We start from the raw sequence: 20484 nt of genomic DNA, 5'->3' as shown, positions 1-20484 counted from the left end.
AATGAAAAACAATAACGATCTTGCCCGGCGACGTGCCCGTCTGACTCCGGAGCAGCAGCAACGACTAAAACAACGGCTTCAGGCAAATAGCAATAGGACTCACCAAACACTTAATATTTCACGCCGTCAAGCCAGTGAAACTGCGCATGTTTCATATGCCCAGCAGCGCCATTGGTTTTTATGGCAATTGGATCCGCAGAGTACAGCCTATCATTTGGGCGGCGTGTTACGTTTGATCGGAAAATTGGATATTGAAGCGCTTCAAGCCAGTTTCCGGACGTTGATTACGCGACACGAGTCGTTACGTACAGTTTTTCGCGCCAATGCAGAAGGGTTACCGGAACAGATTATAGAACCGGAAGGCAAGTTTGAACTGACAATGATCAGTTTGTGTGATTTGCCAGCGGAGCAGCGTGCGCATCGCGCTCGTGAAGAAACAATCCGTGTCAATGCCATCCCGTTTGATTTAACTCAAGGATCGCTACTGCGCGTTGCACTGATCAAGGTTTCTGCGGAAGAACATCATCTGGTGGTCGTAATGCATCATATTATTTCCGATGCCTGGTCCAATCGCATTATCATCGATGAATTTGCCGCATGCTATCGTGCGCACATCGAAGGACGATCGTTACTCCTGCCGGAACTCCCGATTCAATATGCTGACTACGCGCAATGGCAGCGCAACTGGCTGGAAGCAGGGGAGAAAGAACGGCAGCTGGTATACTGGCGCAATCAGCTGGGCGTGGAACACCCGGCGCTGCAATTGCCAACCGATCATCCTCGCTCACCCACAGGACACTATCAAGCAGCAACATTTGATTTTACGCTGCCTGAGAAATTAGCAGCGCGCCTGCAACGTCAAGCTCAAGATTATGGAGTGACGCTCTATATGATGTTGTTGACAGGTTTCCAGGCCTTGCTGTACCGCATTACCGGACAAAACGATATTCGTGTAGGCGTGCCGATTGCTAATCGCCATCGGGTAGACATAGAAAGCGTGGTTGGCTTGTTCGTTAATACTCAGGTGATGCGTAATTGCATAGACGGGCGTACACCGTTGGGCAAGGTGATTGAGCAGGTACGCGAAGCAGCATTAAGTGCGCAGGCCTATCAAGATCTGCCGTTTGAACAATTGGTCGAAGCGTTGCAACCAGAACGGAATTTACATCAGAATCCACTGTTTCAGGTCATGTTTAATCATATGCGTGAAGATTATCATGCGCTGCAGCAATTGCCAGAACTGACGGTTGAAGAATATGAGCTGGGCGAACGTGGTGCACAGTTTGAATTGACACTGGACACGATCGAGAGACCGGATCAGCAAGTCGATGTACGATTGACATATGCTGCTGAATTATTTGAAACGAGTACGATCAAGCGTTACAGCGAATGTTATTTGCGGTTGCTGGAGCATCTGACTGAACATCCAGAGCGCTGTCTGGGCGACATCACTTTACTAAGCGCGGCTGAATGGGATCAACTGAAAGCATGGGGCGTCAATGAACGGTGTCATGGCGCTAATACGGGCGAGCCGGTACACCGACTGTTCGAACGCCAGGTAACATTGCGTCCTGAAGCAACCGCGCTAATCTTTGGTAATAGCGAACTTAATTACCTGCAGTTGAATGAGCGTGCCAATCGTTTGGCACATCAATTGATAATTTTGGGTGTTAAGCCGGGAAGTCGTGTGGGGATTGCAATTGAGCGATCTATCGAGATGATTGCCGGATTGTTAGCAACGCTCAAAGCGGGGGGAGCGTATGTGCCGTTGGATCCGGAGTATTCTCGGGAAAGGCTAATTCATATGGTAACCGACAGTCAGGTTACGCTGTTGCTGACACAAAGCCATATCAGGGAACGAGTACCAGAAATTGAAGGAAACGGGGTACTAGAGCTGGATACATTGGATCTAACGGATTGCCCATCATACGACCCTGAAGTTAAGCTGCACGGCGAGCATCTGGCTTATATCATCTATACCTCAGGCTCCACTGGGATGCCCAAAGGCGTGGGCGTATCGCACTCTGCTTTAGCTCAGCATGTTCAGGCTGCAGCCGATTCATTCAATCTATGTGCAATCGATCGCGTATTACTATTTTCCACAATTAATTTTGATGCATTTATCGATCAATTATTTCCAGCATTGTGTGTAGGCGCAAGTGTCGTTTTACGCGATTCATTACTATGGGATAGCGAGACCTTTTATCAGCAATTGATTGCGCGACAAATTACCGTTGCTGATTTAACTACATCCTACTGGCAACTGTTAATCAGTGATTTTGCGAAACAGGGCGCGCGCCATTATGGGTCATTAAGGCGAATGAACGTTGGCGGTGAGCGAATGTCTCCGGAGGCATTAAATGCATGGAATGCGGCTTGTTTGGATTCTGTTGCCTTATTTAATGCTTATGGACCTACGGAAGCGGTTGTTACGGCAACCCTGGCGGATTGCAGCATACCTGCTTTGTCCAGGCAAGTTATTAGATCCGAAAACGTAGCGATTGGTAAACCGCTTGCCGGGCGTCATATTTACCTGTTCGATGCTGATCTGATGCCGGTTATGCCTGGGATTTCCGGTGAGCTTTGCATCGGTGGAGGATTGCTTGCGCGCGGTTATCTGAACAAAGCGGGATTGACAGCGGAGCGTTTTATAGCGAATCCTTTTGATGCAAAGGGAGGGCGCTTGTACCGGACGGGCGATTTGGCGCGCTGGCGGGCGGATGGGCAGATTGAATATCTGGGGCGCGTGGATGATCAGGTGAAGGTGAGGGGGTTTCGCATTGAATTGGGGGAAGTTGAAGCGCAGTTGCAGTTACAGCCTGATGTCAGGGAAGCGGTAGTCGTGGCCAAGGAAGGGCCCGGTGGCATGCGTCTGGTGGCCTATGTTTCGTTACACGCTGGGTATGCGGGCGATGCTGCCGCGTTGCGCGAATCCCTCGGGAATACATTGCCGGATTACATGATTCCATCGGCGATCATTGTGCTGGAAAGTTTGCCGCTGAATGCGAACGGCAAGGTTGATCGCAAGCGGTTGCCGGAGCCTGAATTTCTCAGCACGGATCAATATGAAGCGCCGCAAGGGGGAATAGAAGAGGCACTGGCGGGAATCTGGCAGGAAATTCTGGGTATCGGCCGCATAGGGCGCAACGATAACTTCTTCGAACTGGGAGGCGATTCGATCCTGAGTCTGCAGATTGTCACCAAAGTGCGCCATGCAGGCTGGAAAATCACGCCGCGGCAATTATTCGAGCGGCAAACGATAGCTGCCCTGGCGATACTGGCCAAGCCGGTGGAAACAATTGCCGGGGTTATTCATGAACAGGCTGTTTCTGCGGGTGAGCCCATCCCCATGCTGCCCATACAGCTTGAGTTTTTTGAACAGAAGATACCCTCGCGGCACCACTGGAATCAGGCCATGCCGCTGAGAATCCGGCAATCTCTCAATGCGTTGTTACTGGAGCAAGCGCTAAAGGCGATTGTTCAACATCACCGGGCGCTACGTTCTTGTTATGAAGAACAGGCCGATGGTCGATGGACACAAATCCCCACGGAATCAATATCGCAAGACCTGCTGTGGAAGCGGCATGCGACTAATGCAGAACAATTAATCGCTCTCTGCAACGAAGCGCAGCGTAGCCTGAATTTGCAGCAAGGCCCGTTGATTCGGGGCATGCTTGTTGATATGGCTGATCATACCCAACGGTTGCTGCTGGTTATTCATCATCTGGTGATTGACGGCGTTTCCTGGCGCATTCTGATGGAGGATCTCGAAACTGCTTACACTCAGGCGCTGCGCGGTGAAACGACTCTCCTGCCTGAGAATACCAGCGACTACTCCATCTGGACTCAGCGGCTGCAGCAGTATGCGCATAATCATGCAACTGAGTTTGCCCATTGGCAGAACCTGGCGAATACTTCCGCTGATCTGCCTTGCGACTTTCCGCAAGGCTCAAGGCGCATGCAATGCTATCAGAAAATCACGGTAAACCTGAATCAGGAGCAAACTCAGGTTTTACTGAAAGATGCGCCGGCTGCTTATCGCACGCAAGTCAACGACCTGCTTCTTACTGCGCTGGGTAATGCGTTATGTCACTGGAGCGGACATAAGGAAATTCTGGTTGATCTCGAAGGTCATGGGCGTGAGGATCTCTATCCTGAAATTGATCTTTCGCGCACGATCGGATGGTTTACATCCATTTTTCCGGTAGTACTGGGCTCCTCGGGAGATCTGGCTCGGAGAATCAAGCAGACGAAGGAATATTTGCGGCGCATACCGAATAAAGGGTTAGGCTATGGTCTGTTTAAATACTATGGCACCGAGGAGCAACGGCAAATTCTGGCCGGACTGCCGAAGGCGCAAGTAGTATTTAATTATCTGGGTCAATTTGACGCCAATTTTGCGGAAGATACACTCTGGACGCTGGCCGGTGAATCCGTCGGTGAATCGATGGATGCCGATGTTTTACAGCAGCATGATCTATTGGTTAACAGTCATATATATGGTGGCGAATTTTGTTTGGAAGTGAGTTACAGCGAAGCGCGATATCTTAGAACGACGATAGAAGCATTTGTAAATGCGTTTATGGTTGAGCTTGAAGGCGTAATTTCGCATTGCAGAGGAGATGTCCGGGGCGTCACACCGTCTGATTTTCCTTTGATTCAAATGACTCAGGACGAATTGGACGGCTTGCCGATACCTGTTGCGCAGCTCGATGATCTTTATCCGTTATCGCCGATGCAAACCGGAATGTTATCCCATAGCGTATTTGATGCGGGTGAGGATATTTACCTGAATCAATTGCGGGCGGATGTGGAGCGTTTGGATGTGGAACGCTTCAAAGCTGCCTGGCAGGCTGCGATAGACCGGCACGAGATATTGCGCACCGGTTTTGTTCAGGAAGGAAAGATCCCCTTGCAATGGGTGGCCAGAACCGCCGGGTTGCCATGCGTGGTGCATGACTGGCGCGATCTGAATACTCACCCTCAAACGACCTGGCAGCAGGATCTTGATGCATTGGCACAATCAGAATATGCAGTAGGTATCGATCTTAAAAAGCCGCCGCTAATGCGACTGATATTGGTACGTTTAACCGATAGCAGGTATCATTTTATCTGGGTTTTTCATCATTTGTTGCTGGATGGCTGGAGCACTTCTCAGCTGATCGGAGAAATGCTGCGGCATTATAATGGTGAGACATTGCCTTCGCCTCGCGCCCGGTATCGGGATTTTATCGAATGGTTAAACGATCGCGATCAGAAAGAATCGGAAGCGTATTGGAGAGAGCGATTATACGGCGTCAATGACTCTACCCGATTAGTGAATGCAGCTTCAAATCCTGCAGCATTAAAGCATGAGATTTATGTGAGCGAGCTTGAACCAAGCTTCTCTGACAGCTTGGTGCGTTTCTCAAAAAGCGAACATATTACAGTCAATACATTAGTGCAGGCTGCCTGGGCTTTACTGCTGGGACACTATACAGGCCGGCGAACAATTACTTTCGGAGTGACGGTAGCCGGCAGACCATCGGATTTGCTCGCAGCGGACCAGATTCTCGGGCTCTTTATCAACACCTTGCCAGTGAGCGTCGAGCTTCGGCCTGAACTGACGGTAGGCAAATGGTTGCGTGATTTACAAGCGCAAAATCTGGCCTCACGCGAACACGAGCATACGCCCTTATATGAAATTCAACGCTGGGCAGGGCAAAGTGGCCGGGGTCTATTCGACAGCATCCTGGTATTTGAGAATTACCCGGTTGATGACGCATTGAAACAATCCGTATCCGATGGGCTTGTTTTTTCCAACGTCAAGAACCTGGAGATGACAAATTATCCAATGGCGGTATCAGTGCTGCAAAGTGACATGCTGCGTCTATATTACGGTTATGCTTCGCAATATTTCACTGCGGCTATGATGGAGCATATCGCATTACGTTTTAAACAGCTGTTGCGCGAAATTTCCAAAAATTCAAATCAATCCATATGCTTAGGTAATATTAATTATCTGAGTGAATCTGAGAGAAAACAACTTAAAACATGGGGCGGTAATACATGGCGAAGTGAAAGTACTGAGCCTGTGCATTGTTTGTTTGAACGGCAGGCGAATGTGCGGCCCAATGCACCGGCACTGATTTTTGGCGATAGTGAACTTAGTTATGCGGAACTGAACCGGCGTGCGAATCAGCTGGCGCACCGGTTGATTGCGCTGGGTATCAAACCGGAAAGCCGCGTAGGAATTGCGGTTGAGCGTTCAGTAGAGATGATTGTCGGATTGTTAGCGACGCTCAAGACAGGCGCGGCATATGTGCCCTTGGATTCGGATTATCCACAGGGTCGTCTTAATTACATGGCGACCGATAGCGCTATTGAGTTATTGCTGACGCAAAGTTTCATTAGGGAACGTGTTCCGCAATTTAATGGATGCCAATTATTGGAACTCGATGGCCTGGATTTGACCGACTGGCCGGAGAACAATCCTGAGGTAAAATTACACTACGAGCATCTGGCTTATATCATTTATACCTCAGGCTCTACCGGGATACCCAAAGGAGTGGGAGTTGCACATGGGCCTCTGTCAATGCATGTTCGCGCGATTGGTGAGCTTTATGGCATGACACCCGACGATCGTGAGTTGCAATTTGCCTCGATAAATTTCGATGGTGCGCATGAACGCTGGCTGGTGCCATTGATTTTTGGTGCGGCATTGATGCCGCGGGATAATGAATTATGGTCTGCTGATCGTACAGTCGCGGAGATACTTAAGCATCGTATTACAATTGCTTGTTTTACACCAGGTTATTTACAGCAGCTGGCGGAATTTACCGGTAAGGCCGGTCAAGGCTTACCCGTTCGTTCTTACACGGTTGGTGGCGAGGCAATGAGCCGTACCAGTTTTAACTTTATACAGGAAACGCTTTGCCCTCCACGCATCATCAACGGCTATGGCCCTACCGAGACAGTTATCACGCCCCTAATTTTTAAGGCGTATCCAGAAACCCAATTCGATTCAAGCTATATGCCCATTGGTTCGCTTGTCGGTGATCGCACGGCCTATATTCTTGATGCAGAATTCAATCCGGTGTCACAACAAATCATTGGAGAATTGTATCTTGGTGGTACAGGGCTTGCGCGCGGTTATCTGAACAAAGCGGGATTGACAGCGGAGCGTTTTATAGCGAATCCTTTTGATGCAAAGGGAGGGCGCTTGTACCGGACGGGCGATTTGGCGCGCTGGCGGGCGGATGGGCAGATTGAATATCTGGGGCGCGTGGATGATCAGGTGAAGGTGAGGGGGTTTCGCATTGAATTGGGGGAAGTTGAAGCGCAGTTGCAGTTACAGCCTGATGTCAGGGAAGCGGTAGTCGTGGCCAAGGAAGGGCCCGGTGGCATGCGTCTGGTGGCCTATGTTTCGTTACACGCTGGGTATGCGGGCGATGCTGCCGCGTTGCGCGAATCCCTCGGGAATACATTGCCGGATTACATGATTCCATCGGCGATCATTGTGCTGGAAAGTTTGCCGCTGAATGCGAACGGCAAGGTTGATCGCAAGCGGTTGCCGGAGCCTGAATTTCTCAGCACGGATCAATATGAAGCGCCGCAAGGGGGAATAGAAGAGGCACTGGCGGGAATCTGGCAGGAAATTCTGGGTATCGGCCGCATAGGGCGCAACGATAACTTCTTCGAACTGGGAGGCGATTCGATCCTGAGTCTGCAGATTGTCACCAAAGTGCGCCATGCAGGCTGGAAAATCACGCCGCGGCAATTATTCGAGCGGCAAACGATAGCTGCCCTGGCGATACTGGCCAAGCCGGTGGAAACAATTGCCGGGGTTATTCATGAACAGGCTGTTTCTGCGGGTGAGCCCATCCCCATGCTGCCCATACAGCTTGAGTTTTTTGAACAGAAGATACCCTCGCGGCACCACTGGAATCAGGCCATGCCGCTGAGAATCCGGCAATCTCTCAATGCGTTGTTACTGGAGCAAGCGCTAAAGGCGATTGTTCAACATCACCGGGCGCTACGTTCTTGTTATGAAGAACAGGCCGATGGTCGATGGACACAAATCCCCACGGAATCAATATCGCAAGACCTGCTGTGGAAGCGGCATGCGACTAATGCAGAACAATTAATCGCTCTCTGCAACGAAGCGCAGCGTAGCCTGAATTTGCAGCAAGGCCCGTTGATTCGGGGCATGCTTGTTGATATGGCTGATCATACCCAACGGTTGCTGCTGGTTATTCATCATCTGGTGATTGACGGCGTTTCCTGGCGCATTCTGATGGAGGATCTCGAAACTGCTTACACTCAGGCGCTGCGCGGTGAAACGACTCTCCTGCCTGAGAATACCAGCGACTACTCCATCTGGACTCAGCGGCTGCAGCAGTATGCGCATAATCATGCAACTGAGTTTGCCCATTGGCAGAACCTGGCGAATACTTCCGCTGATCTGCCTTGCGACTTTCCGCAAGGCTCAAGGCGCATGCAATGCTATCAGAAAATCACGGTAAACCTGAATCAGGAGCAAACTCAGGTTTTACTGAAAGATGCGCCGGCTGCTTATCGCACGCAAGTCAACGACCTGCTTCTTACTGCGCTGGGTAATGCGTTATGTCACTGGAGCGGACATAAGGAAATTCTGGTTGATCTCGAAGGTCATGGGCGTGAGGATCTCTATCCTGAAATTGATCTTTCGCGCACGATCGGATGGTTTACATCCATTTTTCCGGTAGTACTGGGCTCCTCGGGAGATCTGGCTCGGAGAATCAAGCAGACGAAGGAATATTTGCGGCGCATACCGAATAAAGGGTTAGGCTATGGTCTGTTTAAATACTATGGCACCGAGGAGCAACGGCAAATTCTGGCCGGACTGCCGAAGGCGCAAGTAGTATTTAATTATCTGGGTCAATTTGACGCCAATTTTGCGGAAGATACACTCTGGACGCTGGCCGGTGAATCCGTCGGTGAATCGATGGATGCCGATGTTTTACAGCAGCATGATCTATTGGTTAACAGTCATATATACGGTGGCGAATTTTGTTTGGAAGTGAGTTACAGCGAAGCGCGATATCTTAGAACGACGATAGAAGCATTTGTAAATGCGTTTATGGTTGAGCTTGAAGGCGTAATTTCGCATTGCAGAGGAGATGTCCGGGGCGTCACACCGTCTGATTTTCCTTTGATTCAAATGACTCAGGACGAATTGGACGGCTTGCCGATACCTGTTGCGCAGCTCGATGATCTTTATCCGTTATCGCCGATGCAAACCGGAATGTTGTTCCATAGCGTATTTGATGCGGATGAGGATATTTACCTGAATCAATTGCGGGCGGATGTGGAGCACTTGGATGTGGAACGCTTCAAAGCTGCCTGGCAGGCTGCGATAGACCGGCACGAGATATTGCGCACCGGTTTTGTTCAGGAAGGAAAGATCCCCTTGCAATGGGTGGCCAGAACCGCCGGATTGCCATGCGTGGTGCATGACTGGCGCGATCTGAATACTCACCCTCAAACGACCTGGCAGCAGGATCTTGATGCATTGGCACAATCAGAACACATCCTGGGTATTGATTTAACAAAACCGCCGCTTGTCCGTATTGTCATCGTTCGCCTCGCTGATAATCGTTATCACGTCATTATGACGATTCATCATCTTTTATTGGATGGATGGAGCACTTCTCAGCTGATGGGAGAAATACTGCGGCAGTATAGTGGTGAAACATTATCCTCGCCTCGCGCCCGGTATCGGGATTTTATCGAATGGTTAAACGATCGCGATCAGAAAAAATCAGAAATATATTGGCGGGAGCGGTTGCATGATATTACCGAGCCGACAAGATTGGCCAATGTGATTTCCATGCCTGTAAGAAACATGGGTTATCAAGAGTATGTGCATCCACTTGATCGAACAATCGGTAACAAACTGATTCATTTTGCAAAACGTGAGCGTGTCACGGTAAATACTTTGCTGCAGGCTGCCTGGGCTTTGCTGCTGGGGCACTATACAGGTCAGCAAGTAGTTACCTTTGGAGTGACGGTAGCCGGTAGACCATCGGATTTGCTCGCAGCGGACCAGATTCTCGGGCTCTTTATCAACACCTTGCCGGTGAGCGTCGAACTTCGGCCTGAACTGACGGTAGGTAAATGGTTGCGTGATTTACAAGCGCAAAACCTGGCCTCACGCGAACACGAGCATACGCCTTTATATGAAATTCAACGCTGGGCGGGGCAAAGTGGGCAAGGGTTGTTTGATAGTATTTTAGTCTTTGAGAACTATCCGATTGATGAGACATTCAAGCAGCATACACCTGGAGGACTTATTTTCTCTGATGTCAGGGGGCTAGAGGCTACCAATTATCCAATGACGGTTTCGGTCATGGAAAGCGATGGATTAAGTTTGCACTATGGATATGATCGTCAGTTCTTTTCAGAAATAACCGTCACTGGCATCGCGACCCAGATCGAGCAATTACTTGCAAAGATTACTCATGGCGAAAACAAATGCTTACATGACATTACACTTTTAGATGAAGCAGGATGGAAACAGTTAAAAGATTGGGGAATCAACGACCAGCGCTATAACCGTAATGAACCCGTGCATCGCCTTTTTGAGCGGCAAGTAAATAAGCAACCCGGCGCCACAGCACTTATTTTTGATGACGTACAACTCAGCTACGCGCAATTGAACGAGCGCGCAAATCGATTGGCACATCGCTTGATTGCACTGGGAGTCAAGCCGGAAAGCCGGATAGGAATTGCCGTTGAACGTTCGATCGACATGGTAATCGGATTATTGGCGACGCTCAAAACAGGTAGTGCGTACGTGCCGCTTGATCCGGATTATCCGCAGGAACGGTTGAATCATATGATTGCAGACAGCGCAATTGAATTGCTGTTAACTCAAAGCCCGCTGCGGAACCGGATTCCCCATTCTGTAGATTGTAATATCCTGGAGTTGGATAAACTTGATCTGATCGACTATCCTGATACCAATCCCGATGTGAGGCTGCATGATGAGCATCTTGCTTATATCATTTATACCTCCGGCTCTACCGGAAAACCTAAAGGCGTCGGCGTTGCTCATCATGCATTGGCTGAACATACATATGTTGCCATTGATTTCTTCAAACTGTGCAGCACAGACCGGATGCTGCAATTCTCCACCATCAATTTTGATGGTTTCATCGAGCAGCTTTTCCCTCCGCTATGTGCGGGCGCAGCCATTGTGTTGCGGGGCTCCCAGTTATGGGATAGCGGTACGTTTTACCGTGAATTGATGGATAAACAAATAACCGTTGCCGATCTCACCACCGCCTATTGGTTTTTGCTCGTGCAAGATTTTGCCAAGCTAGGACTGCGCGATTACGGCTCGTTGCGGCAAGTGCACGCGGGTGGCGAGGCGATGTCTCCGGAAGGGATCAAAGCTTGGCGGCAATCCGGTATGGCTGGAAGAATCACATTGTTGAACACCTATGGGCCTACCGAAGCGGTTGTTACCGCGACGGTTGCTGATTGTGGCGGGAATAAATCCGTCGATAATTTTGACTCGACTCAAGTGACAATCGGGAAACCTTTGCCAGCACGACGCATTTACTTACTCGATGCTAATTTGGCACCCGTTATATGCGGTGTTGCCGGTGAATTATGTATCGGTGGCGCGCTGCTCGCACGGGGTTATCTAAATCGACCCGCATTAACTGCGGAGCGGTTTATCGCGGATCCTTTTGATAGCAAAGGAGGGCGGCTTTACCGCACCGGTGATCTGGCCAGATGGCGGACGGACGGACAAATTGAATATCTGGGACGTTTGGATCATCAAGTTAAAATCAGAGGATTTCGCATTGAATTAGGTGAGATTGAAACCCAGTTGCTGTTACAGCCGGGAATCAGAGAGGCCATTGTGGTGGTGAAGGAAGGATCGAACGGAGCAAGGCTTGCCGCGTATGTATCCTCGCATGCAGGGACAACGATCGATACAGCCGAGCTAAAAGAAATTCTGATGCAATCTTTGCCTGACTATATGATTCCTGCGGTATTTGTCGTGTTAGAGAGTTTGCCATTGAACGCGAATGGTAAAGTTGCCCGAAACTTGCTACCCGAACCGGAATTTGTCGGCACAAGTCAATATGAAGCGCCGCAGGGAGAAGTGGAAGAAGCGCTGACGGCCATTTGGATAGAGATGTTGGGTATCAGACAGATCGGACGAAATGATAACTTCTTCGAGTTGGGGGGAGATTCTATCCTGAGTTTGCAGATTGTTACTCAAGCACGTCGAATAGGATGGAAGTTTTCACCGCGGCAACTGTTTGAACAACAGACGGTTGCCGCATTGGCGCAGGTGACAGAAGCAGTGTCAGAACCTATGATTCATGAATCGCAACCTGATCGTGGTTATCTGAAAGATTATCTCGATGAAAAAATCATAGCAACACTGCCCTTCGGTAATAACGAAATAGAAGATATTTATCCATTGTCACCGATACAGGAAGGGATGTTATTTCATACCCTGGAAGCGCCTGGTACCGGTCTGTATGTCACTCAAGCCAGCGTTGAGGTGGAAGGGCTTGATGCGGCGCGCCTGGTACAGGCTTGGCAGGCAATGATTGCCCGGCATCCGATATTGCGCACCGCCTTTTTATGGCGAGCAGGGCTTGCCCGTCCATTGCAGATTGTTCTCAAGCAGGCAGCAATGTTAATCCATCACTTGGATTGGCGCGAAAAGGAACTTAAGGAGAAACAAATTACCGCTTATGCTGATCAGGAGCTGAAACGTGAATTTGATTTTCTCAACCCTCCTCTGGCACGATTAAGCCTGATCCAGATCGATGAAAATCGCCACCAATTGATATGGACTAAACACCATATATTGCTGGATGGTTGGAGCGATTCCATACTAATCAGCGATTGGTTGCGCTGTTACAATGGTGAAAAGCTTGCGCCGGTTGGTCCCGATTACGGTACTTATGTGCACTGGCTGGAAAAACAGGATAAACAGGCTTCACAACATTTCTGGCAAGCTGAACTCAGTGGCATTGAAGGATCGACGTTCTTGTCGAAGTCCGTTGCCAAAACAGTCAATAAAGAGGATCGACCGGAATTTGCGCAGATTTATACGCGATTGAGTGTTGAAGAAACACGTTCATTGCAGATTTTTGCGCAACAAACGCATATTACACTGAATACTTTTGTCCAAGCCGCATGGGCATTATTGTTGCAGCGATATACGGGAAAACAGACCGTTGTTTTTGGGGCTACGGTGTCAGGTCGGCCACTGGGCTTGGCTAAAGCGGATGAAATAGTTGGATTATTTATCAATACGATTCCTATTCCAGTAGAGCGGCATAGCAATCTGACGGTCAGTGAATATTTAAACGTACTGCAGAAAACCAATGCACGCTTGCGTGATTACGAGCACACGTCGCTGGCAGATATTCAGCGCTGGGCGGGATTCTCTGGCCAGCCGTTATTCGATAGCATTATCGTATTCGAGAATTATCCGATTAATGCAGCCTTACGTGACACTGAGCCATATGGATTACGCTTTGGCGCAATGCAAGGCAAGGGATTAACAGGATATACGATGGATTTGCAGGTGATTGTCGAGGATACGCTGGAAATAGAGTACTCATACGCTTGCAATGATCTCACCGATCAATTTGTACTGGTTCTGCGTAATCATATGGAACTTTTGATGCAGGAAATGATGAGCGATCCGCTGCAAATTGTTGGAGAACTGGGGTGGCTGGTAAAACATGAGCTTGACCGATTATTCCTTCTTCGTAGCAACGAAGATTCACGCCATGTATCACAGGTTTATCAACCGGTTCATCGTCTGATCGAACGCAATGCAGCGCTGCAACCGGATGCCATTGCATTGCTGATGGGAGACCAGGAAATATCCTATGCTGGGCTGAATATGCGCGCGAACAAGTTAGCTCATCGGCTCATTCAATTAGGGATCGAACCGGAAATGCGTGTAGGTGTCGCGATGGAGCGTTCTCTGGATATTATTGTCACGCTACTGGCCATACTTAAATCTGGCGCGGCTTATGTTCCTCTCGATCTGGATTATCCGGCTGACCGGCTTGCATTCATGATAAAAGACAGCGCGTTATCGCTATTAATCACGCAAAGTAACGTATTGCCGAAGTTCCGATTCGATGCCGCTGTACCTAAACTGGCCATGGATGCTATTGAGATTGAGGCTGAATCAGCACGTAATCCGGAGATACCGGTTCATGAGCATAATCTTGCTTATGTCATTTACACATCAGGATCCACGGGTTTGCCGAAAGGTGTGGCGGTGACGCATGGTCCGCTTGCCATGCATTGCCAGGCGACTGCCCGCATTTACGATATGCATCCCAGTTCCTGCGAATTGCTTTTCATGTCATTTTCGTTTGATGGCGCACATGAACGTTGGTTGACCGCACTGACAGTCGGAGCCGGATTGGCGGTACGGGATCAGGAACTGTGGACTGCCGAGCAGACTTATGATGCTTTGCGTCATTATAGTATTACTAACGCCGCATTCCCTCCAGCCTATCTGGGGCAGATTGCCGAGTGGGCGATGCCTCGCAATGATCCACCGCCAGTGGAACTTTATGTTTTTGGTGGCGAAGCCATGCCCAAAACTTCGTATGACTTGATTCGCCGAACTTTGCGACCGCGCACGTTAATTAACGGTTATGGACCCACTGAAACCGTAGTGACCCCACTAATTTGGAAAACACAGGCAAGTAGCAGTTTTAACTGTGCTTATGCGCCGATCGGGCGCCCTGTGGGCGAACGCGTTGTGTATGTATTGGATGTCGATATGCAATTGGTACCAGTCGGTATTGTTGGTGAACTGTATATTGGCGGATATGGTTTGGCGCGAGGATATCTAGAGCAATCCGGCTTGACTGCTGAACGTTTCATTGCAGACCCGTTTGACGAAAGCGGCGGCCGTCTTTATCGAACCGGCGATCTGGTCAGATGGATGGATGACGGTAATATCGAATATGTCGGTCGCGTGGATCATCAGGTAAAAATACGGGGATTTCGTATCGAGTTGGGTGAGATTGAGGCTCGTATCCGCGAGATCAATGGCGTAACGGATGCTGCTGTTGTTGTGCGTCAGAGCGCAGCGGGAGCACAACTGGCGGCCTATGTCGTCCTTGCCACGGAACAATCAGAGCAGAGCCTGATAACTCATCTGAAGCAAACGCTTGGACAACAATTGCCTGAATATATGCTGCCAGCGCACTTTGTATTATTGAGCGCATTACCCCGCCTGCCCAGTGGCAAGCTCGACCGGAAGGCATTACCAGAGCCCGAAGTTTGTGCGAGTGATGCATATCAGAAACCATCCACTCCTGAAGCTAAGATGCTTGCAAGCATTTGGCAGGAAGTACTAGGTGTGGAACGTGTCGGTGAAACCGATAGTTTTTTTGCATTAGGCGGCGATTCATTATCGAGTCTGAAAGTCATGGCGCGTATTCGCGGCCTGACCGATGTTAAATTGGATTTCAAGCTAAGGGATTTGATACAACGGCCAACTATTGCCAGCCTGCTTGGGCTGGATAAACGGGCTCCGGCGAATGCAAACGGCTTGCTGGCGCTCAATCAGTCTAGTGGAGATGAAAGCGTTAAGCCGCTGTTTTGTATTCATGCCGGATTGGGTACTGTATTCGATTATCAACCGCTGGCGCAGCAGCTGCAAGGTATTCGGGCTGTTTATGGACTACCTTGTCGAATGCTCGCAGACATTTCGCATCGCGATGTATCGTTGACGCAGATGGCGGAAGATTATTGTAGAATGATTCAAGCCGTCCAGCCGGAAGGACCTTACCATTTGCTGGGTTGGTCGCTGGGAGGAACTCTGGCCGCCTTGATGGCTGCAATGTTGGAAACAAATAATCAGATCATTGCATTCCTTGGATTGATTGATCCTTATGTTCCCGGGGTGGAATTGCCTCAATCAGATGATTGGCGGCAAGATTTCTTTGATTTTGTTTCCATGGCGATTCCTGACGCCGAACCCGATAATGACTTGAAGAATGTCCTTGCCAGTCAATCTATGGCTGTGGAATCAAAGCAAGCGGTCATTGATTTACTGGAGAAAGTATTATCCATCAGGCAAACCAGGATTCAAACAGGCAAACACACGGAAATCCAGGACTATGCTGATCTGGGCGTAGAAGAATTAGCACATGTTCTTCTTGTAGCGCGCCATTTAAAAATACTTTCTTTGCAGACCGGTGCTCTGGATCCCTTGCATACTGAAGCAATTTGCTGGTGGGCGGCGACGCGTGATGTCGATGATCGGCATGCGCTTGAGTGGCAACTCAAGCCAGCCAGGATACGCTCGATGGAAATCAATACGGATCATTTTAATATTGTGCGTGCTGAAGCATTGCTATCAAAAGTTAAATTGCTGTTGAGAGCTGTTTCGAGTGATTGTGGCGGAGATGTTCAACCTTCTGTTTCGATAGAAGGAGAACTCTAGTTATCTGAAATTCACTTAGAAATTGGAAAGATTCTTAATGGCTGCCGCTTATCTAATTCACTATGGCGGATTTGTATAATAAGTGCAATTTTCTGAGCTGGTTGGTCAGCTGTTTATATTTTGACCATTTAACCCGCTAAAGGAAAAAGCCAAATGAAGTACAAACAACTGCCCGAGAATAAAAGATACCAGATTTACAGTTCAGGCCATGTGCAACAGCAAATAGCTAAGATAATACTTCCTGAGCTATGGCATATCACATTGGCACCAAATTTTGGTGGTAGGGGGCGAGAGGATTCGTAGCTGTGGCGTTTTGCAAAGAAGCATTGGTTGCACTCGAAATCCCGGCGTAGAACAAGCTTGAGATCAAGAAAAAAATCACGACAGGTTTCATGACTCATCTGGTTGAACGGGTTTTTTAGATTCTTCAGGCATATCATCAAACCAGCGATACATCATCGGCACGACCACCTTGGTCATTACAATTCCTGTCATCAATCCGCAAACCACTACGATAGCGAGTGGTCTCTGCACTTCAGAACCTAGCCCGGTAGCGATCAGGAATGGCGCCAATCCTAATATGGTAGCTGCAGCGGTAATTAGTACGGGGCGGAAACGCGCATCACAGCTTGTTTTAACCGCATCAGCCACACTGTATCCTTGTTCTCTCAGCTCTTTGATAAAGGAAACCAGAACTACACCATTTAGTATAGATATACCCCATACCGCGATGAAGCCTACCGATGCCGGTACTGATAAATACTCACCGGTAAGGAACAAGCCGACAACACCACCAACGGCGGCAAACGGCAAGGCCGTAAAAATTAGCAGGGCAAGCTTGACCGAGTTAAATAGCATAAACAATAGGAAGAAAATTGCAGCAAAAGTAATCGGTACGATAAGTGATAGTTTTTCCATCGCACGCTCCATGTTTTCAAATTGCCCGCCCCAGGAGAAATAATATCCCTGCGGCAATTGAATTTCCTTCGCGGTGCGCGTCTGGAGCTCTGCGACAAAACTACCCAGATCACGTTCATGCACGTTGGCGCCGACGACTACACGGCGTTTGGCAAATTCACGAGAGATAATTGCGGGGCCATCGACCACTCGGATATCAGCCACGGCACTAAGCGGTACCAGCATGCCGCCAGCCGCCGCCGGACTCAATGCGCCTGATGAAGCATGACTCGGTGGTCTTAGCAGTAACTCCTTAATCTCTTCAACATCGTGACGGAATTCTGCCGGGAATCTCAAAAGCAACGTAAAACGCCGTTCCCCTTCAAAAACCTGCGTGACGGCTTTGCCGCCGATCGCTGTCGAAATCAGCTCGTTGACGTCAGAGACATTTAAGCCATGACGGGCAATTGCGTGACGATCGATATTTATGGTTAACTCTTGTTGCCCGGATAAACGTTCAATACGTATATCCCTGGCCCCGCGTGTCGATTTAACAATACGTGCTACCTGTTCTGATAATTTGCGCAATTCTTCTAGATCGTCACCAAAGATTTTGACTGCCACTTGTGAGCGTACTCCGGTGACCATTTCATCGACACGTTGCGCAATCGGTTGAGAAATCACAATATTAACACCGGGTAATGCAGACAATGCCTTGCGAATATCCTCTTCAATTTCTGCCTGAGTGCGGCCAGATCCCTTTAAGTCCAGTTCTGCAATAGGATCCGATTCATTTTGCGATGCCGGATCTGCGGGGGATTCGCCTCGCCCCAGCTTGGATACCACAGATTTAACACCTGGTATGGTGGCAATACTCAGCAAGGCTTCCGTTTCCAGTTTAATGGCTTCTTCAAGCGAGATTGAGGGAGCGCGGATAATCACTGGTGTGACAGCACCTTCCTTCATGATTGGAATGAAGGATTTACCCAGTAACGGATATAAACCGATAGCCAGTATGAGGGAGCCAATTGATACTAAAGCCGTGCCTTTTGGATTCCTTAGCGACAAGGCGAGAAGGCGTAAATAAAGAGATTTGAGGAAGACAACGATTTTGGTTTCTTCTTCATGCTCGCCTTTCAGCAGGTAATCGCACAGTACCGGCGACAATACCACCGAAACAACCAGCGCTACCAATAATGCAATAGAGATGGTAACAGCAAGTGGGCTGAACATTTTGCCTTCCATGCCTTCCAGCGTCATTAGCGGCAGGAATACAAGAACAATGATGATGATGCCATAGATTACTGGTGACCCCACTTCGGCCGTCGCTTTGGCAATTGTTACAATCTTAGGCTCGCCCTCAGGTGCATGGCTGAGGCGTAGAAATATGTTTTCTACCACTACCACAGTAGGATCGACCATCAATCCGATAGCGATGGCTAATCCCCCCAATGACATCAAATTGGCTGGAATATCCATATAATTCATGATGATGAATGTAACTAGCGGTGTGATGATGAGCGTCGCGCACACGACCAGACTTACCCGGAAGTTACCCAGGCAGATAAACATTACCAGAATGACGAAGATCAAGGCTTCAATCAACACCTTGTAGACTGATTCCAGTGCGGCGTCCACCATTACCGTCCGATCATAAAAAGGCACTATTTGCAGGCCGCCTGGCAATAATCCACGTTCATTGATTTCAGCTACTTCTTCCTTGACCCGATTGACAATTTCCTTGGCATTGCCGCCACGCAGCATCATTACGATGCCTGAAACCGTTTCCGTATAACCATTCTTGATGCTCGCTCCCTGACGGACTTCACCGCCAAACGTCACATGAGCCACATCCCGTACATAAATCGGTATGCCGTCCATTTCTCTGAGCACGATGTTGCGAATATCATCCAAAGTGACGATTAGCCCTACACCGCGAATGAGATATTGTTCATAGGGCAACGATAATATGTTACCGCTGGCGTTTTCATTATTACTGGCTAATGCGCGATCAACTTGCATCAGTGTTAAATCATAGTGCCGCAGCTTATTGGGGTCGATATAAACCTGATATTCTTTGACATGACCACCAATGGAATTAATCTCCGCAACACCGCGGATTGAACGTAACATGGGACGTACTACCCAGTTCTGTATCGTACGTCGCTCAGTGAGTTCCTCTTCGGTTAGGGAACGTTTGCCGTCGCCAGGATGTTCCAGGGTGTATTGATAGACTTCACCCAGACCGGTTGAAACGGGTCCAAGTACTGGTGTGATGCCTGGTATCAAACGGGGAGTTACGTCAATAATGCGCTCCATCACTAGCTGTCGAGCAAAAAATACATCGGTTTTATCCGTGAAAACCAGCGTGATCAGCGATAGCCCACTCTTGTTCATTGAGCGCATCTCGACCAAGCCTGGTAGTCCAGTCATGGCAATTTCAACCGGGACAGTAACCAATCGCTCCATTTCTTCAGGGCTGCGGCCAATTGCTACAGTCGCTACCTGAACTTGAATATTGGTTACATCAGGGAAAGCGTCGACCGAGAGATGTTTTACAGCATAAACTCCTGCAATCAATAATATAAGTGAAATTACTAAGACCAGCAGGCGTTGCGTGATCATGTAATGTACAGCTGCGCGAAGCATGATTTCTTTACCCCAATTTAGGAAGATTAATCATTACATAAATAATAAAATGTCTATAACCAAGGTTAACCGACGATTTTCATGTTACCCAGTGTTACTCATTTTATAGGTTAAGTCGATACTGTCTGGACTCATGAAATATAGAGAAATAAAAGATGTTTTATTGCCATTTAGCGGGAGGTAATGTAACACAATGGATTGATAGTTTAGGTACTCTGCTCTATATAATTTTACAAACTTGAACGAGTAAATTAATTGCATCAGATAAACGCCTTACTTTGCTATCGGAGGACAAGTCTTTACAAATAAGATAATCCCTTGGCTCCTTCACGGGATTATCTTATTTGTAAAGATTCTAGACTATGGCCTGTTAACACTACCTAAGTGCTTCGACGATAAGAGCGAAATGGATGAATGAGAGAAAGATGATATCCAGTTTGTCGAATCTGGAGAAT

Annotated in this window: 3 protein-coding genes; 2 read left to right on the top strand and 1 reads right to left on the bottom strand. The window is 48.6% G+C overall.

Annotated features, from left to right (window positions below; all coding sequences use genetic code 11):
- The first annotated feature begins 1 nt into the window (after position 1).
- Positions 2 to 16483 (top strand): non-ribosomal peptide synthase/polyketide synthase, encoded by a 16482-nt coding sequence (locus tag C4S39_RS06795; RefSeq protein ID WP_103966287.1) that lies wholly within the window; start codon positions 2 to 4, stop codon positions 16481 to 16483.
- A 153-nt stretch (positions 16484 to 16636) separates the two neighbouring features.
- Positions 16637 to 16786, top strand: coding sequence for a hypothetical protein (locus tag C4S39_RS15275; protein ID WP_181023772.1), 150 nt, complete (start codon positions 16637 to 16639; stop codon positions 16784 to 16786).
- 87 nt (positions 16787 to 16873) lie between these two features.
- Here the strand turns inward: C4S39_RS15275 and C4S39_RS06790 are convergent, their stop codons facing one another.
- On the bottom strand, positions 16874 to 20029 hold the full coding sequence (locus C4S39_RS06790; RefSeq protein WP_103966286.1) for an efflux RND transporter permease subunit: 3156 nt from the start codon (positions 20027 to 20029) through the stop codon (positions 16874 to 16876).
- Positions 20030 to 20484: the final 455 nt, after the last annotated feature.

Source organism: Nitrosomonas ureae, assembly GCF_900108305.1.
GTDB classification, from domain to species: Bacteria; Pseudomonadota; Gammaproteobacteria; order Burkholderiales; family Nitrosomonadaceae; genus Nitrosomonas; species Nitrosomonas ureae_B.
The sequence above is the reverse complement of the archived record's forward strand: the minus strand, read 5'-3'. Positions and strand labels throughout refer to the sequence as shown.

What these genes read in the sequence shown, in the direction of transcription:
- C4S39_RS06795 (WP_103966287.1), top strand. Translation starts at nt 2, where the DNA reads ATGAAAAACAATAACGATCTTGCCCGGCGACGTGCCCGTCTGACTCCG.
- C4S39_RS15275 (WP_181023772.1), top strand. Translation starts at nt 16,637, where the DNA reads ATGAAGTACAAACAACTGCCCGAGAATAAAAGATACCAGATTTACAGT.
- C4S39_RS06790 (WP_103966286.1), bottom strand. Translation starts at nt 20,029, where the DNA reads ATGCTTCGCGCAGCTGTACATTACATGATCACGCAACGCCTGCTGGTC.